The organism is Nocardioides conyzicola (assembly GCF_039543825.1).
In the GTDB taxonomy this organism is placed as follows: Bacteria; Actinomycetota; Actinomycetes; order Propionibacteriales; family Nocardioidaceae; genus Nocardioides; species Nocardioides conyzicola.
In genome coordinates this window covers 633061-649938 of sequence record NZ_BAABKM010000002.1, presented here as the reverse complement: position 1 = coordinate 649938, position 16878 = coordinate 633061, and the positions used below count along the sequence as shown (strand labels likewise).

At 71.7% G+C, this 16878-nt stretch carries 15 protein-coding genes; 7 read left to right on the top strand and 8 right to left on the bottom strand.

Annotated elements, in window-relative coordinates:
* Positions 1-19: 19 nt before the first annotated feature.
* The gene (gene guaB / locus ABEA34_RS06190; protein ID WP_345520324.1) at positions 20-1522 is read left to right on the top strand and encodes an IMP dehydrogenase; all 1503 of its coding nucleotides are present in this window, start codon (positions 20-22) and stop codon (positions 1520-1522) included.
* Here guaB and ABEA34_RS06185 read toward each other — a convergent pair.
* A complete protein-coding gene (locus ABEA34_RS06185) occupies positions 1507-2778 on the bottom strand; it encodes a hypothetical protein (protein WP_345520322.1) in 1272 nt (423 codons plus the stop codon). The two genes, guaB and ABEA34_RS06185, sit on opposite strands and share 16 nt — an antisense overlap.
* Positions 2775-3281 carry a SigE family RNA polymerase sigma factor gene (locus ABEA34_RS06180; protein WP_345520320.1) on the bottom strand — a complete coding sequence of 169 codons (507 nt, stop codon included), beginning with the start codon at positions 3279-3281 and terminating at the stop codon, positions 2775-2777. Before ABEA34_RS06180 ends, ABEA34_RS06185 begins: the two co-directional genes overlap by 4 nt.
* Before the next feature lie 61 nt (positions 3282-3342).
* On the opposite strand from ABEA34_RS06180, the gene ABEA34_RS06175 reads away from it, so the two are divergent.
* From ABEA34_RS06175 to ABEA34_RS06165, 3 genes are read left to right on the top strand one after another with little or no spacing between them, the layout of a single operon-like run.
* Positions 3343-4449 (top strand): GuaB3 family IMP dehydrogenase-related protein, encoded by a 1107-nt coding sequence (locus ABEA34_RS06175; RefSeq protein ID WP_345520318.1) that lies wholly within the window; start codon positions 3343-3345, stop codon positions 4447-4449.
* A gap of 7 nt (positions 4450-4456) precedes the next feature.
* Entirely contained in the window at positions 4457-4924 is a 468-nt protein-coding gene (gene rnhA, locus ABEA34_RS06170) for a ribonuclease HI (RefSeq protein WP_345520315.1), read from the top strand.
* Positions 4921-5715 carry a carbon-nitrogen hydrolase family protein gene (locus ABEA34_RS06165; RefSeq protein WP_345520313.1) on the top strand — a complete coding sequence of 265 codons (795 nt, stop codon included), beginning with the start codon at positions 4921-4923 and terminating at the stop codon, positions 5713-5715. Before rnhA ends, ABEA34_RS06165 begins: the two co-directional genes overlap by 4 nt.
* Here the strand turns inward: ABEA34_RS06165 and ABEA34_RS06160 are convergent.
* The 5 genes from ABEA34_RS06160 to ABEA34_RS06140 all read right to left on the bottom strand — a co-directional run bounded on the left by ABEA34_RS06160 (position 5712) and on the right by ABEA34_RS06140 (position 11481).
* Positions 5712-7208, bottom strand: coding sequence for an outer membrane protein assembly factor BamB family protein (locus tag ABEA34_RS06160; protein WP_345520311.1), 1497 nt, complete (start codon positions 7206-7208; stop codon positions 5712-5714). The genes ABEA34_RS06165 and ABEA34_RS06160 overlap by 4 nt on opposite strands.
* Positions 7190-8536, bottom strand: coding sequence for a hypothetical protein (locus tag ABEA34_RS06155; RefSeq protein ID WP_345520309.1), 1347 nt, complete (start codon positions 8534-8536; stop codon positions 7190-7192). The genes ABEA34_RS06160 and ABEA34_RS06155 overlap by 19 nt, the downstream gene beginning before the upstream one ends.
* An 86-nt stretch (positions 8537-8622) precedes the next feature.
* A complete protein-coding gene (locus ABEA34_RS06150) occupies positions 8623-9864 on the bottom strand; it encodes an RNA polymerase sigma factor (RefSeq protein WP_345520307.1) in 1242 nt (413 codons plus the stop codon).
* Positions 9861-10250 carry a YciI family protein gene (locus tag ABEA34_RS06145; RefSeq protein WP_345520305.1) on the bottom strand — a complete coding sequence of 130 codons (390 nt, stop codon included), beginning with the start codon at positions 10248-10250 and terminating at the stop codon, positions 9861-9863. Before ABEA34_RS06145 ends, ABEA34_RS06150 begins: the two co-directional genes overlap by 4 nt.
* A 52-nt stretch (positions 10251-10302) precedes the next feature.
* Positions 10303-11481 carry a CapA family protein gene (locus tag ABEA34_RS06140; protein WP_345520303.1) on the bottom strand — a complete coding sequence of 393 codons (1179 nt, stop codon included), beginning with the start codon at positions 11479-11481 and terminating at the stop codon, positions 10303-10305.
* 72 nt (positions 11482-11553) lie between these two features.
* On the opposite strand from ABEA34_RS06140, the gene ABEA34_RS06135 reads away from it, so the two are divergent.
* The gene (locus ABEA34_RS06135) at positions 11554-13290 is read left to right on the top strand and encodes a glycerol-3-phosphate dehydrogenase/oxidase (RefSeq protein WP_345520301.1); all 1737 of its coding nucleotides are present in this window, start codon (positions 11554-11556) and stop codon (positions 13288-13290) included.
* Positions 13291-13389: 99 nt separating this feature from the next.
* Here ABEA34_RS06135 and ABEA34_RS06130 read toward each other — a convergent pair whose 3' ends face one another.
* Complete coding sequence (locus ABEA34_RS06130) at positions 13390-14346, bottom strand: type IV toxin-antitoxin system AbiEi family antitoxin domain-containing protein (RefSeq protein ID WP_345520299.1); 957 nt, start codon at positions 14344-14346, stop codon at positions 13390-13392.
* 316 nt (positions 14347-14662) lie between these two features.
* Here ABEA34_RS06130 and ABEA34_RS06125 point away from each other — a divergent pair, with 316 nt between their 5' ends.
* Positions 14663-15757 carry a phosphotransferase family protein gene (locus tag ABEA34_RS06125; RefSeq protein ID WP_345520297.1) on the top strand — a complete coding sequence of 365 codons (1095 nt, stop codon included), beginning with the start codon at positions 14663-14665 and terminating at the stop codon, positions 15755-15757.
* A 2-nt stretch (positions 15758-15759) separates the two neighbouring features.
* Positions 15760-16866 carry an Rv3169 family protein gene (locus tag ABEA34_RS06120; RefSeq protein ID WP_345520295.1) on the top strand — a complete coding sequence of 369 codons (1107 nt, stop codon included), beginning with the start codon at positions 15760-15762 and terminating at the stop codon, positions 16864-16866.
* Positions 16867-16878: the final 12 nt, after the last annotated feature.

Below are 16878 nucleotides of genomic sequence, written 5' to 3'. Positions count from 1 at the left end.
CCGCCGGTAGGCTGGGGGAGTGGAGCTGCCGGAGAAGTTCGCCCCGCTGGGCCTGACCTACGACGACGTCCTGCTGCTGCCGGGTCACTCCGACCTCGCACCCAACGACATCGACATGACCTCGCGGCTGACCCGCGAGATCTCGCTGCGGGTGCCGCTGGTCAGCGCGGCGATGGACACCGTCACCGAGTCGCGGATGGCGATCGCGATGGCCCGCCAGGGCGGCCTCGGCGTGCTGCACCGCAACCTCTCGATCGAGGACCAGGCCTACCAGGTCGATCTCGTGAAGCGGACGCAGACCGGCATCATCTCCAACCCGGTCACGATCACCCCCGACGCGACGCTCGAGCAGCTCGACAAGCTCGCCGGCGAGTACCGCATCTCCGGCTTCCCCGTCGTGGACGCCGACAACCGGCTGATCGGCATGATCACCAACCGCGACCTGCGCTTCACGCCGGTCGCGGAGTGGTCGACCACCAAGGTCGACGAGGTGATGACGCCGATGCCGCTGATCACCGGGCCGTCCGACATCAGCCGCGAGGACGCCACGGTGCTGCTGCGCCAGCACAAGCGCGAGCGGCTGCCGCTCATCGACGCGGCCGGCCACCTCACCGGCCTGATCACTGTCAAGGACTTCGTCAAGGGCGAGCAGTTCCCCAACGCGTCGTACGACGGGGCGGGGCGGCTGATGGTCGGCGCGGCGATCGGCTACTTCGGCGACGCCTGGCAGCGCGCGACCACCCTCATCGACGCCGGCGTCGACGTGCTCGTCGCCGACACCGCCCACGGCAACGTCCGGCTGCTGCTCGACATGGTCCAGCGGCTCAAGACCGACCCCGCCACCCGCCACGTCCAGGTCGTCGGCGGCAACGTCGCGACCCGCGAGGGTGCGCAAGCGTTCGTCGACGCCGGCTCCGACGCGGTCAAGGTCGGCGTCGGCCCCGGCTCCATCTGCACGACCCGCGTCGTCACCGGCGTCGGCGTCCCGCAGGTCACCGCGGTCTACGAGGCGTCCCTGGCCTGCAAGCCCGCCGGCGTCCCCGTGATCGCCGACGGCGGCCTCAAGTACTCCGGTGAGATCGCCAAGGCGCTGGTCGCCGGCGCCGACACCGTGATGATCGGCTCTCTGCTGGCCGGCTGCGAGGAGTCGCCCGGCGACCTGGTCTTCGTCAACGGCAAGCAGTTCAAGTCCTACCGCGGCATGGGCTCGCTCGGCGCGCTGTCGAGCCGCGGCAAGAAGTCCTACTCCAAGGACCGCTACTTCCAGGCCGAGGTCACCAGCGACGACCAGCTCGTCCCCGAGGGCATCGAGGGCCAGGTCGCCTACCGCGGCCCGCTCGCCGCCGTCGCCCGCCAGCTGATCGGCGGCCTCAACCAGTCGATGTTCTACGTCGGCGCGGCCACCGTCCCGGAGCTGCAGGAGAAGGGCCGGTTCGTCCGGATCACCCAGGCCTCGCTCCAGGAGAGCCACCCGCACGGCGTGCAGATGACCGTCGAGGCGCCGAACTACTCCGGTCGGTAGACCAGCAGCCGCACCTGGGCGTGCGGCCCGGCGACCTGCACCCGGACGGTGTGGTCGCCGGCGAGCAGCGGGATCCCGGGATACATCACGCCCGGTCCCTGTGGCTCGGCCGTGGGCGGGATGCCGCCCCAGCCGCCCTGGGGCGCACCCGCCCAGGACACGGACAGCTCGCGGACGCCGGCGTACGCGATCCCGATGAAGGCGCCACCGTGCGAGGTGTCCACCTCGTAGTCCTCCCCGCCGTGCGCGTCGAGCACCTCGTCGAGCCGCCAGGTGCGCGCGTCGGCCTCCATCACGGTGAGGGCGTCGGTGTCGAGCACCCGCGTCGGAGCCACGGCCTGGCGGTAGATGCCGAACCCGAACGTGACGTCGACGCCGGTCGCCCGCCGTCCGTCCTCGCCCTTCGTGACGTAGACGCCGTAGCTGCGCTCGCCGGCCTGGGGACGGAGCAGGGACTCGGAGTTCGCCGCTCCCGGGTCGAGGCCGGCGTCGAGGTCGTCGCATAGGACGCCCCCCGTCGTCCCCTCGCGGTGGAGCCACAAGCCACGGGTCGCGGAGCTGCAGTAGGCGGAGACGGCGAGGTCGCCGGAGGTGTCCGGGACGTCGGCGCGGGCGTCGCCGCCGGCCGTGCCGAAGGCCGCGGCGACGAGTTCCTGGTCGCCCCACTGCTGCCGGAAGACCGCGCCGTCCGATGACACTCCGGGCGCAAGCTCACCCGTCGGCGTGTAGACCGCCACCTCAGCTCGGGCCGAGCTGGGCGCTCCCGCGAACTCGACGCGCAGGTCGCCGACTGCCTGGTCCGTCGGAGTGGAGCGTTGCTCGTCGCCGCGCACCCGGGCCACGGGGACCTGGCCCGACCAGAGGGTGGCCCGGCCCTGGCCGAGGCCGGTGCTGACCAGCGCAACCACCGTGGGGCCGTCGATGGGCCGGTCGAGCGTGATCTTGCCGTCGCGCTCGGCGCGCCTGGTCTCCGTCAGCTCGTAGGGGAAGCCGTGGACCTCGATCCGCTGCGGCACCCGGACGTCGTCGAGTGACGGGCCCGCAGGCCGCGGATCATCGGCGCCGCGCACCAGCGCGGTGGTGCCGGTCGCGACCACCAGCGCTACCGCGGCCATGGCGGCCACGGCACCGGCGCGTCGCCGCCGGGCCGCCCGGACCCGAGCGCGCACGGCGATGGGGCGCGTGTGGCCCTCGGCGTCATGGAGGTCGTCGGCGTGCTGCTCGAGGGTGCGCCGAAGCTCGTCGAGGCTGCTCATGAGCGTTCCTCCGTGGTCTGGTTGGCGAGCGCGGGGTCGATCCGCAGCTTCGCGAGCGCCTTGCTGGTCTGGCTCTTGACGGTGCCGGCGGAGATGCCGAGGATCCGGGCGGTCTCGGCCTCGCTGAGGTCCTCGGCGAAGCGGAGCACGATCACGGCGCGCTGGCGGCGGGGGAGTCGACCGGTCGCGGCCCAGAGATCCTGCTGCTCTTCGGCGGCGTCGTCCGGCGCGGGGGTCTCGGGGAGGTCGGCGTACGGGCGCTCGCCGTTCCACCGCCGGCGCCACCACGTCGCGTAGGTGTTGACCAGGATCCGGCGGACGTAGGGCTCGGGTTCGGCGTCGATCCGCGACCAGGCGAACCATGCCTTGGTCAGCGCGGTCTGGAGCAGGTCCTCGGCCAGTGCGTGGTCATGGGTGAGCAGGTACGCCGTACGCAGGAGACGCGATGAACGCGCGGCGACGAAGTCGTCGAAGCCCATCGCCGCCCGCACGCTGTCGTTCATACCCGCTCCGACCATCCGGGACGAAGGAAAGGTTGCCCCGGCGACTGGATAGTGTGACCCCGTGACGGACATCGAGATCGGCCGGGCCAAGCGCGCGCGCCGTGCCTACTCCTTCGACGACATCGCGATCGTGCCCTCGCGGCGCACCCGCGACCCGGAGGAGGTCAGCACCGCGTGGCAGATCGACGCCTACCGGTTCGACATCCCGGTGCTGGCGGCGCCGATGGACTCGGTGATGTCGCCGGCGACCGCGATCGCGCTCGGTGGCTTCGGCGGTCTCGGCGTGCTCAACCTCGAGGGCCTGTGGACGCGGTACGACGACCCCGACCCGCTGCTCGAGGAGGTCGCGGGTCTCCAGGGGGTCGACGCGACCCGTCGGCTGCAGGAGATCTACACCGAGCCGATCCGGGCCGAGCTGATCACCGAGCGGCTGCGTGAGATCCGCGAGTCCGGCGTGACCGTCGCCGGCTCGCTGTCGCCGCAGCGCACCAAGGAGTTCGCGAAGGCCGTGGTCGACGCCGGCGTCGACATGTTCGTCATCCGCGGCACCACGGTCTCGGCCGAGCACGTCTCGTCGCAGGCCGAGCCGCTGAACCTCAAGGAGTTCATCTACGAGCTCGACGTCCCGGTCATCGTCGGCGGCTGCGCCACGCACCAGGCCGCGCTGCACCTGATGCGCACCGGTGCCGCCGGCGTGCTCGTCGGCTTCGGCGGGGGCGCGGCGCACACCACGCGCACCGTGCTCGGCGTCGCCGTACCCATGGCCTCGGCGGTCGCCGACGTCGCGGCCGCGCGCCGCGACTACCTCGACGAGTCCGGTGGCCGCTACGTCCACGTCATCGCCGACGGCTCCATCGGCAAGTCCGGCGACGTCGCCAAGGCGATCGCCTGCGGCGCCGACGCCGTGATGGTCGGCTCGCCGTTCGCGCGGGCCAGCGACGCACCGGGCCGTGGCTTCCACTGGGGCACCGAGGCCCACCACCACGACCTGCCGCGCGGCCAGCGGGTGCAGTTCGACACCGTCGGCACGCTCCAGGAGATCCTCTTCGGCCCGTCCCGGGTCGCCGACGGCACGATGAACCTCGTCGGCGCCCTGCGCCGGTCGATGGCCACCACCGGCTACACCGAGGTCAAGGAGTTCCAGCGGGTCGAGGTCGTCGTCGAGTGAGGCTGCGGTGACGGGGACCCCCGACGAGGTCGTCACGATCCACACCGACGGGGCGTGCATCCCCAACCCCGGGCCGGGTGGGTGGGGAGCGCTCCTCAGGTACGGCGAGCGCGAGCTCGAGCTCTGCGGGGGCGAGGCCAGTGAGACCACCAACAACCGGATGGAGCTCACCGCTCCGATCAAGGCGCTCGAGGTGCTCAACCGTCGCTCGGTGGTGCACATCTACACGGACAGCACCTACGTCCGCAGCGGCATCCTCAAGTGGGTCGAGGGCTGGTCGCGCAACGGCTGGCGGACCTCCGCCAAGCAGCCGGTCAAGAACGTCGACCTCTGGCAGGAGCTGGTCGCCGCGTGCGAGGGGCACGACGTCGAGTGGCACTGGGTGAAGGGCCACGCCGGCGACGAGGGCAACGAGCGGGCCGACCGGCTCGCCGCCCGCGGGCTGACCGAGGCGGTCGAGGCGGCGCGCGGATGACCCGCCTCCTGGTCGCCGCGGGCCAGGCGGCTTCCGTCTCCGGTGACGTCGCGACCAACGTCGCGACAGCGGCTCGGCTGGCGGCGCTCGCCGCTACCCAGGGCGTGCGGCTGCTGGTGCTGCCCGAGGCGTTCCTCACGGGGTACGACGTCGCGGCGTTCGAGGGTCCGCTGCCCGACGCCATCGACCTCGGAGCGTGGCTCGACCCGCTCCGCGAGGCCGCTGCCGGCGGCGTCACGGTGGTCGCCGGCACGGCCCTGCGCCGCGGCGAAGCCCGGCGGCTGTCGCAGGTCGTGGTCCGCCCGGACGGCGCCGCCACCGCGCCGTACGACAAGCAGCACCTCGACGGCGTCGAGAAGCAGCTCTTCACGGCCGGCGACCACGGCGCCTCGATCACGGTCGACGGCATCGAGCTCGGCCTCTCGATCTGCTACGACGGCTGCTTCCCCGAGCACGCCCAGGCCGCGGCGCGCGACGGGGCGGTCGGCTACCTGAGCTCGTCGGCGTACTTCCCGGGAGGCGCGCACCGCCGCGACCTCTACTACGCCGCCCGCGCGGTGGAGAACGGCATGTACGTCGTGTTCTCGGGCCTCACCGGACGCTGCGGCGACGCCGAGTTCATCGGTGGCTCCGCCGTCTACGACCCGGAGGGCCGGCCGCTGGCCCGGCTCGGCGACGAGGAGGGGCTGGCGATCGCGGAGATCGACACCGAGGTCGTCGCCGCGACCCGGGCGACGCACACGATGCTGGCGGACCACCGCGACGGCCTCGGCTCCCGGGTCAGGGACTAGCCGGCGAGGTCGGGGAACCGCACCAGGCCGACGTCGTTGCGCGGTCCGAGCGGCTTGCTCGGTCCCTCCAGCAGCTCCGGGTCGCCCTCGACGGCGCGGTTGCGGGCGAGCACGACCTGCTCGCCGTCCACGACCATCAGCGGCCGGCTGACCAGGCCGGCCTGCTGGGCGTCGTCGAGTGCCCACCGGCCGGCCAGCTCGCCGGTCTCCACGTCGACGGCCATCAGGTCGCCGGACTGGCCGGAGGACATGAAGGCGTAGAGCAGGCTGTTGTCGGGGCTGAGGCCGCCGACCCCGAACGACGCCCAGTCGGCGTCGCCGTTGCGCAGGCCCATGATGTCGCGGCGCAGGGTCCAGACGTACTCGCCGGTCAGCGGGCTGTACCTGCTGATGCCCTGGGAGTCCTCGAAGAGGATGTCGTCGCCGACGACGACCATGCCGTGGGGGTTGCCCGACCCGAGGTCGTTCACCCCGATCCGCATCTGGTGGTAGCGCTCGCCCTGTCCGTGGGGCTTGGACAGCTGGTGGGCGCGGACCTCGCCGGAGTCGGGGTCCAGCACCCACAGGTGCATCATCTCGGTGTGCTCCCGGTCCCATGCCGGCCGGGTGACGTAGCGCCCGTCGATGTCGCTGACGTCGACGTACTGGGCCCCGAGGCCCGTGGCGAAGTCGGTGACGCGGTGCTTCCACACCACGTCCCCGGAGGTCGAGTCGACCCCGACGATGAAGTCGGTGCCGATCACGTTGCCGGTGTCGAGGGAGAGGACGATGACGTCGCTGCCCTGGATCGGCGTGATCTTCCTGATGTCCGGCTTGCGCCCCGGCAGCCGCTGGATCGGCATGACCGTGCCGAGCTGGCCCTCGTCGTCGACCGTGAAGACGCCGTCCTCGGTGGCGAGGTACTGCACGTCGCCAACGCTCTCCATCGTCGTCGCGGTGCCGTAGGTGCCGAGCAGGATGTCGCCCACGACGTCCCCGGTCTGGGTGTCGACGGTGACCAGCCGGTCGCCCCACGTGTCGAGGTCGTCGTCGTTGGTCTCCGGGTAGACGAAGGTCCACCGGTGGTCCCCGTGCGCCGCCGTGCCGGCGTGGTCCGGCAGCTCGCCACCCAGGTCGACCGGTGACTTCCAGACGGTGGAGCCGTCGGTCATGGAGATCCCGAGCATGGTGTCCTGGGCCTGGTAGACCGCGATGTCCCCGTCGACGAACAGGCCCTGCGTCCGGACGGTGTACTCGTCGGACTCCTTGGTCTTGGTGCTGCGGATCAGCCAGACCGGCTCCATCAACGGCTCCTCGACCGGGCCGTTGGTGTCGACCGGGTCCGGCAGGTCGGGGTTGGGCGGCAGCGTCGGGGTCGCGGACGCGTCGGCCTTCGGCTTGTCGTCGTCATCGCTGCCCCCGCCGCCGCCGCTGCAGGCCGGGGCGGCCACCAGGACGAGCACGGTGATCGCGGCCAGCGCGGCCCGACGACAGGTCAGATCGTGGTGGCCCACTGCTGCGCCTTCCCGAAGAGGTCGTTCTGGTCCCGGTAGCCGATGCGCGTGACGGCTTCCTCGGTCGGGTGGGTGTAGGCCAGCTTGGCGAACCGCAGCGCCTCGGCGCGGCCGCCGCTCGACTCGAGGTAGCCGTAGACGCCGGCGGCGCACGCGTAGTTGGCTGCCTCGCTCGCCGGGTCGTGGAAGACGTCGTAGTCGTAGAAGCCCCTCCCGCTCATCCGCTGGCGGAAGCCCGGGAAGCCCGAGCGGATCAGCGAGCTGTAGTAGCCGTTCGCCCGGATCCCCGCAGCGCCCCCGAGCTCGCCCCAGGTGGCGAGCCCCTCGGTGGGCCACGTGTCAGCGTCGCCCCACTGGTAGGCGAGGCCGTGGATGGTCTCGTGCATCGCGACCTCGCGGAGGCGCGAGGTGGAGGAGAAGGCGCCGGCGTGGAGGACCAGGCGGGCGCCGGCGTACGCCGAGGCCGAGGTGGCGCCCTTGCCGCTCTTGGTGGCCTCCTTCGGGTCGATGTAGCCGACCCGCATCGCGAACCCGTCGCGCTCCTTGGTCTGCTGGTCGTTGTCCGCCTGCTTGTAGAGCGGGCTGTCAGGCGAGGTGAAGGCGAAGTAGGCCTTCGAGACGCCCGCCGGCGGGGCGATCACCTCCATCGCCGCCGCGACCCCGGCGTCGATGGTGGCCAAGGAGGAGCGGACCCGAGCGGCATCCGAGGGGACGGCCACCACGATGGCGTGGTCGCCCTCGATGACCTCCCACTCGCTGGCCAGATCCCACGGAGCGGGACTCGTGCTGTCGTCCGGCCGGTTGTCGATCTCGGAGATCTGCACCGGGGCGTCTGGCCCGTCCTTGACCAGCGTCGCGCCGTAGATCTGGAGCGCCGGCTGGCTGTCGACACCGGTGATCTGGTGGGTGAGCGCCATGAACGCCGTCACCTCGAGCCGACCCCCGCTCGCGTTGATCTGGCGCCCGAGGGTCTCGTCGAACGCGAAGCCGACCTCGTCCAACGGGTAGCGCGCCAGGTTGTCGAGGCGCTGCTTCCAGACGGGTCGCCGGATCGACGGCGCGACGGCCTTCAGGGCGTCGACGTCGGCCTTCTGGACGGCGGCGTCGAGCCGGCTGACGAGGTCGTCGATGTCGGCCTTGGTGATGACCGTGCCGGCGTCCTGCTCGTGGATGATCGGCCCGCTGGCCGTCGGACTCGGTGAGGGGCTCTTGCCCTCGGCGTCGGGGCCGCCGGCGCTGCCGCCCGAACAGGCTGTGAGGACCAGGCCTCCCGCACCCACGAGGAGCGTGCGCCGGTCGAAGCGTGCCGGATCCGCCGAGCGAGCCATCTGAGTCCCCCGTGACTTCGGCTACGTCTGGTGGACCCGATATACCCCTGCGGGCCGATGCCCGAAACCAGAGCCATGGCCCCGCACTACGGCTGCGCGGCAATCCGCCCGTCGAGGAAGCGCTGCTCCGCGGGGTTGTCGGTCAGCGAGCGGGCCCGGGCGAACGCCGTCCGGGCCGCGTCCGGATCGCCCGCGCGGCTGAGCAGCTCCGCGCGGGTGGCGTGCAGGAGATGGAAGTCGTCGAGACCCTCGACGGTGTCGAGCAGGCGCAGCCCGGCGTGGGGGCCGTCGGCCTCGGCGACCGCGACCGCCCGGTTGAGCCGCACGATGGCCGACCCGGTGTGCTCGTCCAGTCGGGCGTAGGCGGCCGCGATCGCGGGCCAGTCGGTGTCGGCGTACGTGCGGGCGTTGGCGTGCTGCGCGGCGATCACGGCCTGCAGCCGGAAGGTGCCGGGCGTGCGGTCCGCCAGGGCGGCGGCGAGGACCCGGTTGGCCTCGGCGATCTGGTCGCGGTCCCAGCGGGTCCGGTCCTGGTGCTCCAGCAGCACCAGCTCGCCGGCGCCGTCGACGCGGGTCGCGAAGCGGGCGCGCTGGTAGAGCTCGAGCGCGAGCAGGCCGCCGACCTCGCCGGAGTCGGGGAGCAGGTCGTGCGCCAGACGGGTCAGCCGGATCGCCTCGTCGGCGAGGTCGACCCGGACCAGGTCGGCGGAGGAACGGCTCAGGTAGCCCTCGTTGAAGATCAGGTAGAGGACCGTCAGCAACGCCTCGACCCGCTCGGTGAGGGCGGCCGGGATGCTCAGCGGGATGGCGGCGTCGCGGATCTTGCGTTTGGCGCGCACGACCCGCTGGGTGATGGTGGCCTCCGGGACGACGTACGCCGCCGCGATCTCGGCGGTGCTGAGCCCGCCGACGAGCCGGAGCGTCAGCGCCACCTGGGCGTCCTGGTTGAGGGCGGGGTGGCAGCAGAGCAGCACCAGGCGCAGGTGCTCGTCGGTGATCTCCATCTGCTCGGCTCCCTTCTCGACCAGGCCGCGGTCGGACGCGGGCTCGACCGCCTCGAGCAGGTCGTACGCCGCCGCGGTGACCCGGCGGCGCGCGGACGTCGTACGCCGGATCCGGTCGAGTGCCTTGCGGCGCGCCACCGTCATCAGCCAGCCGGCGGGGTTGTCCGGGACCCCCTGGGTCGGCCAGGTGCGCACGGCCTCGACCAGGGCGTCCTGGACGGCCTCGTCGGCCAGGTCGAGGTCGCCGAGCCGGCCCGCGAGGAGGGCGAGCACGCGGCCGCTCTCCTCGCGGGACAGGCGGGTGAGTGCGTCCTCGACGCTCACGCGTCCGGACGGAACATGACCGGGCGCACCTCGATCGCGCCCTGGGTCGGCATCTTGGCGGCCAGGGCCAGGGCCTCGTCGAGGTCGGCGGCGCTGACGACGTAGAAGCCGCCGATCTGCTCCTTGGTCTCGACGTACGGCCCATCGGTCACCGTGCCGCTGTCGTTGCGGACCACCGTCGCCGTCGCGGACGGCTGCAGGCTGGCGCCGGCGACGAAGTGACCGCCGTCGGTGAGCATCTGGTTGTAGGCGAACCAGCCCGCCATCATCTCCTCGAACCCGTCGGCGGTCGGGTCGCCGGGCGGCCCCTGGGTCTCGTCGACGTTGATCAGGAACATGTACTCCATCGCTGCCTCCTGGCGCCCGCGGATGAGCCTCGTGCTCATCCTGACGCAGGGATGACGCACGCCGCCGCCGAGACCGACAGGGCAGAGGCGATCAGTCCGCACCTGGTCCAGACAGCTGGTCCTCGTGCAGCCCACGGTTGCCGCCCACGCCGTCGACGGCGCTGCGGATCGAGGCGAGGTGGCCGCCGGTGGCGTCGACGATCCGGATCGGGTGACCCGGCGCGTAGTGGTTCCACTGGGTCGGGACGTACGCCGCGCGGCTGACCACCCAGCCGCCGTCGGCCTGCTCGGTGAAGTCGACGTCGACCGTGATGCCCTCGTAGGCGTCGGGCCGCTCGACCTGGTTCTGCGCCACCATGTTGCCGAGGCCGTAGACCACCCACTTGCCGTGCATCCGCGTGATCGGCTGGACGACGTGGGCGTGCTCGCCGAGCACCAGGTCGACGTCGGGGGACGCGGTGAGGGCGTCGGCGAGAGCCACCTGGTCGTCGTTCGGGTGGTGGTCGTACTCCGTGCCCCAGTGCACGTGGGCGATCACGATGTCGGCGCCCGCAGCCCGGGCCCGGGCGGCCTGGTCGAGCAGATCATCGCGGACCTCCGTGGTCTGGGAGACCGCCCACCACTGGTCGTCCGGCACGACGAAGCCGTTCAGGCCGTACGTCGCGGCGACGACGGCGATCCGGACGCCGGCGTCCGTCGTCAGGATGACCGGCGCGTCGCGCTCGGCGGGGGTCCGGAAGGTGCCGATGTGCGGGATGTCGTGGGCCTCGAGGAGGTCGGCGGTGGTGGTCACCCCGGCGAAGCCCTGGTCCCAGCTGTGGTTGGACGCGGTGGTGCAGGCGTCCCAGCCCATGCTCGCGATCCAGGGTGCGATCGACCGCGGCGCGGCGAACACCGGGTAGCTCCTCGTGTGCTGACCGGGTGCCGCGAACGGCACCTCCTCGTGGCACAGGGCGACGTCGGCCGACTCCACGAGCGGCTTCACGGCCGCGAACATCGGGTCCCAGTCGTAGCGGTCACCCGCGCCGGTGCCGGCGTGGTCCTCCGCCGCGCTGAACCACACCGTGTTGTGCCAGAGCAGGTCGCCGCCCATCACGACGGACGCCGTACGCGGTCCCGGCTGGGGCGGGCTGGTGGGACCGGACGGGTTCGACGGCGCCACCACCCGGCTCCCGCCGTCGACGGTGCCGGCGGCGTCGGAGCAGCCGGCGCACAGGAGCGCCACGAGGACCGCGACGCCCCCCATCGCCAGGCGGCGCCGGTCCTTCACGTGCGCAAGTGTGGCGCGGCGCCGAGGTCCGCGGGACACATTCCGGACATGGACGTTTGCAAGACTGCTCGCATGACCCGCTCCAGCACGCTCGGTCCGGCTGCCCGCGACGAGGCCCTTGCGGCGATGTCCGGCCTGGGCGGCCAGGGCGAGCTCGACGTGCTGGTCGTGGGCGGTGGGATCGTCGGCGTCGGGACCGCGCTGGACGCGGTCACCCGGGGGCTGAGCACCGGCCTCCTCGAGCAGCGTGACATCGCGAGCGGCACCAGCAGCCGCAGCAGCAAGCTGATCCACGGCGGGCTGCGCTACCTCGAGATGCTCGACTTCGGCCTGGTCCGCGAGGCGCTGCAGGAGCGCGGCCTGCTGCTCACCCGCCTGGCCCCGCACCTGGTGCGCCCGGTGCCGTTCCTCTACCCGCTCACCCACCGCGGCTGGGAGCGCCCGTACGTCGGTGCCGGGCTCGCGCTCTACGACGGCATGGCGATGATCGGCAAGTCCGAGATGGGGGTGCCGCGGCACCGGCACCTCTTCCGGCGCCAGGTCGCCCGGATCGCCCCCGACTTCAAGACCGAGACGATCACCGGCGCGATCAAGTACTACGACTGCCAGGTCGACGACGCCCGGCTCGCGCTGACCATCGCCCGCACCGCCGCCGCCCACGGCGCGCACGTGGCGACCCGGGTCCAGGTGGTCGGGTTCCTGCGCGAGGGCGAGCGCGTGGTCGGCGTACGCGCCCGGGACCTGGAGGCCGGTCCGGACAGCCCCGAGATCGAGATCCGCGCCCGGGTAGTGGTCAACGCCGCCGGCGTCTGGACCGACGAGATCCAGGAGATGGTCGGCGGTCGCGGGTCGCTGCACGTGCAGGCGTCGAAGGGCATCCACCTGGTGGTGCCGCGCGACCGGATCCGCTCCGAGGCCGGCTTCATCGTCCGCACCGAGAAGTCGGTGCTCTTCGTGATCCCCTGGGGCCGGCACTGGATCATTGGCACCACCGACACCCCGTGGAGCCTCGACAAGGCCCACCCCGCGGCATCGAAGGCCGACATCGACTACATCCTCGAGCACGTCAACGCCATCCTGCGCGAGCCGCTCGACCACGAGGACGTCGAGGGCGTGTACGCCGGGCTCCGGCCGCTGCTGTCGGGGGAGTCCGAGCCGACCTCGCGCATCTCCCGGGAGCACACGGTGGTCACCCCCGTGCCCGGCCTCGTGATGATCGCCGGCGGCAAGCTCACGACGTACCGCGTGATGGGGCGCGACGCCGTCGACGCCGCCGCCCACTCGCTGAAGACCACGGTCAACCTCACGATCCGCGACTCGATCACCGACCGGGTGCCGTTGCTCGGAGCCGCTGACTGGGAGACGCGCGCGAACCAGAGAGTGTTGCTGGCGAGGCGGTCCGGACTGCACGTCGCCCGGATCGACCACCTGCTGGGCCGGTACGGCGGCCTCGTCGACGACCTGCTCACGCTCGTGGAGTCGCGGCGGACCCTCGGCGTACCTCTCGAGGGTGCGGAGGACTACCTCGCCGCGGAGGTGGTCTACGCCGTCACCCACGAGGGCGCCCGCCACCTCGACGACGTCCTCACCCGCCGTACCCGCATCTCCATCGAGACCTTCGACCGCGGCGTCTCCGCCGCCCCCGCCGCGGCGCGCCTGATGGCCGCCGAGCTGGGCTGGGACGCCGCCCGTACCGACGAGGAGATCGACCACTACCTCCGCCGCGTCGAGGCCGAGCGGCAGTCGCAGCTCAAGCTCACCGACCAGGAGGCCGACGAGGCCCGGGTCAAGGTCCCCGACATCGTCTGAGCGGCGTGTTTGCGGGTTTCACCGGCCAGCCGCCGAAACCCGCACGACACGCAGAGGACGGGCGGCGAGTCGTGCGGGGGTCGGCTGACAACCCGTGGCTCAGGCCGCCCAGGGCTCCCCGTGGAGAGTCGCGAGGATGCGCGCGGCCGTCCGCTCCGGGTGGTGGAGGTCAGCCCACACGATGCGGATGCACCGCCATCCGGTCAGACCGCAGATCAGCTCTTCTCGACGCTTCTCGCGAAGCACCGCCTGTTCGATCGTCTCGCCGGGTCGGCGATATCGGTGGTACTTCTCCTTGCCGTCGAACTCCATGAAGACCCCGTGCGCAGGCCACACGAAGTCGACGCGCGCGACGACGCGTCCGGAACGGTTGCGGATGAGCACCTGCAGGTCCGGCTTGGGCAGGTGCTGTCGCCAGACCAGATGCAGGGACAAGGACTCGCCGGCCGACTCGCAGCGCCCGTCGGCGAGGCGGAGCACGATCGTGGACTCGAGTGTGTGCGGGTCGTAGCGCATCGAGGCTGCTCGCCGTTCGAGCAGCTCCGGGGTCGTCTCGCGAGCGTGCAGCAGCCCGTTGACGGTTACCAGAGCGCGAGGCACGTCGGCGAGGGCGATCATGTCGAGCGCGGTGCGAGTGCCGCTCGTGATCGGTATCCCGCCACGGACAGTGATGTCCTCGACGAGCATCGCTCCGCGGTGCTGCACCTTGCTGCCCGTTCGGCGCCCGGCCTTCCTGTCGAGCCGTGCCAGGTGCACCTCGTCTCCCATCCCCCACACCGGCACACCGAGGACGTCTGCCGCGCTCGGCCCGGCGAGCGCGGCAGGGGAGCGCGCGCTCCGGAGCGTCGCGTGAGCGACCAGCTTGCGGCGTTCCACCGGATCGAGCCCACGCCAGTGCGATCCGAAGGTGTAGGCGCCATGTCGCAGGCGGTGCAGATCGCCGCGTCCGACCATGCGGGTGATGGCGCGGTCGTCGTACCCCGCCGCCAGGAGTTCGTGGGTCATCAGGACGAAGTCGTGTTGCAGATCGATGCTGCTGAAGGGAATCAAGGTCATGCGGAAGGGATCGCCGGATGGACAGCGCTGATCCCACCCCTCCCGCTCATCTGTGGATGGCGGCGTCCATCGCCAGCCTGTGGGCGGTAGGTGGCTTTTCTTGGGTCCGAGGGTTGTCAGCCAGACCCCGCAGAACACGCCGGACACCGCCGGCGTGTCGTGCGGGGATCGGCGGCCAGCCGGTGAAACCCGCGCCCGCGGCCGTTGACAACTAGAACACGTTCCACCGATGCTGGGCCGAGCGTGTGAGATCGAGGTCACATGCCAGACCTGGGAGGGTTACGTGACGCAGGCGCCGCCGCCAGCAGACCTGAAGATGCAGCGTTCGAGCCGCGATCCGAGCACGCTGCCCACGCGCCTGGCCGAGTGGCTGGCCACGGTGCTGCCCGAGGGGGCCAACCCGGTCGTCACGCTGCACAGCGGCATCGACACCAACGGCATGTCGTCGGAGACGCTGATCCTCGACGCGGCGTGGACCGAGGATGGCGAGGCGCGATTCGGGGAGTACGTCGCGCGCGTGGCCCCGGCCGCGGAGGACCTGCCGGTCTTCCCCGACTACGCCCTCCAGGACCAGTACGACGTGATGCGGATCGTCGGCGAGCAGACCGACGTACCCGTGCCGGCCGTGCGCTGGATGGAGCCCACCGGGGAGGTCCTCGGCACGCCGTTCTTCCTGATGGACCGGATCGACGGGGTCGTGCCGCAGGACGTGCTGCCCTACAACTTCGGCGACAACTGGCTGCACGACGCGTCCCGCCAGGACCAGGGCCGCCTGCAGCGGTCGAGCGTCGAGGTGCTCGCCAAGCTGCACGCGATCCCGGACGCCGCGACGACCTTCGCGTTCCTCGAGCCGCGCCACGACGGCAGCACCCTGCTGGAGAAGAACCTCGCCCACGTGCGCGCCTGGTACGACTTCGCGGTCCCGGACATCGGCCGCTCCCCGCTCGTCGAGCGCGGCCTCGACTGGCTCGAGGCCCACCTGCCCGCCACCGACGAGGTCGTGCTGGTCTGGGGCGACTCCCGGATCGGCAACATGATGTACCAGGACTTCGAGCCGGTCGCGGTGCTCGACTGGGAGATGGCGGCGATCGGCCCGCGCGAGCTGGACGTCAGCTGGATCCTCTTCGCGCACCAGGTCTTCGAGACCATCACCGGGATGCTCGAGCTGCCCGGCATGCCGCACTTCCTCGCCGAGGCCGACGTCGTCGCGGCGTACGAGGAGATGGCGGGCGTGAAGCTCGGCGACCTGCACTGGTACCACGTCTACAACGCCGTCGAGTGGTGCATCGTCTTCATGCGCACCGGCGCCCGCCAGATCCACTTCGGTGAGATCGAGCGGCCCGAGGACATCGAGACCCTCTTCCACCACAAGCCGCTGATGGAGCGCCTGCTCGCCGAGGCAGGAGCCTGACGATGAGTGGCATCAGCCCGCTGGACGAGTTCCCGCTGCACCAGGCGCCACTGCCGCTCGCCTGGGCCAACAGCAGCGACCGCAACTTCTACGACCGGTCGTACTTCAACGCCCACGACCGCACGGGCGACATCATGGTGATCACCGGCCTGGGCTACTACCCCAACCTCGGCACCAAGGACGCCTTCATCCTGGTCGCCCGCAACGGCAAGCAGACCGCCGTGCACCTCTCCGACCTGATCGACCAGGACCGGATGAACCCGCACGTCGGCGCCTACCGCATCGAGGTGCCCGAGCCCCTCAACAAGGTCCGGATCGTCCTCGAGGAGACCGAGGGGATGTCCGCCGACCTGACCTGGGAGGCCACCTGCGACGTCGTCCAGGAGCAGCCGCACGTGCTGCGCTCCGGCAGCCGGGTCACGCTGGACGCCCAGCGCTTCGCGCAGCTCGGGTCGTGGAGCGGCGCGATCGTGATCGACGGTGAGGAGATCACGGTCGACCCGGCCACCTGGCTCGGGAGCCGAGACCGCTCCTGGGGGATCCGCCCCGTGGGGGAGGCGGAACCCCCAGGAGCGCCAGCGGACCCGCCCTTCGAGGGCATGTGGTGGCTCTACGTCCCCGTGCAGTTCGAGGACTTCGCCGTCGTCATCATCATCCAGGAGAGCCCCGACGGCTTCCGCACGCTCAACGACTGCACGCGGGTCTGGAAGGACGGTCGGGTCGAGCAGCTCGGCTGGCCGCTGATCGACATCCACTACGCCTCCGGCACCCGTACGCCGACCGGCGCCACCATCACGGCGACGACGCCCGAGGGCAAGCCGGTCGTGCTCGAGGTCGAGTCGCGGCTCGCCGTACCTCTCCACGTCGGTGGTGGGTACGGCGGCGACCCGGACTGGATCCACGGCGCGTGGAAGGGCGAGCGCTTCACCGAGCGCGTCACCTACGACATGGACGACCCCGCCGTGCAGGGCCGCTTCATGTTCGGCTGCGTCGACCACGTCGGCCGCGCCACCCTGGACGGGGCGGAGGGCTGGGGCCTGTTCGAGCACTTCTGCATCGGCCGCCACGACCCGTCCGGCTTCACCGACTTCTTCACCCTCGCCCCCTAACCGCCCGAACCA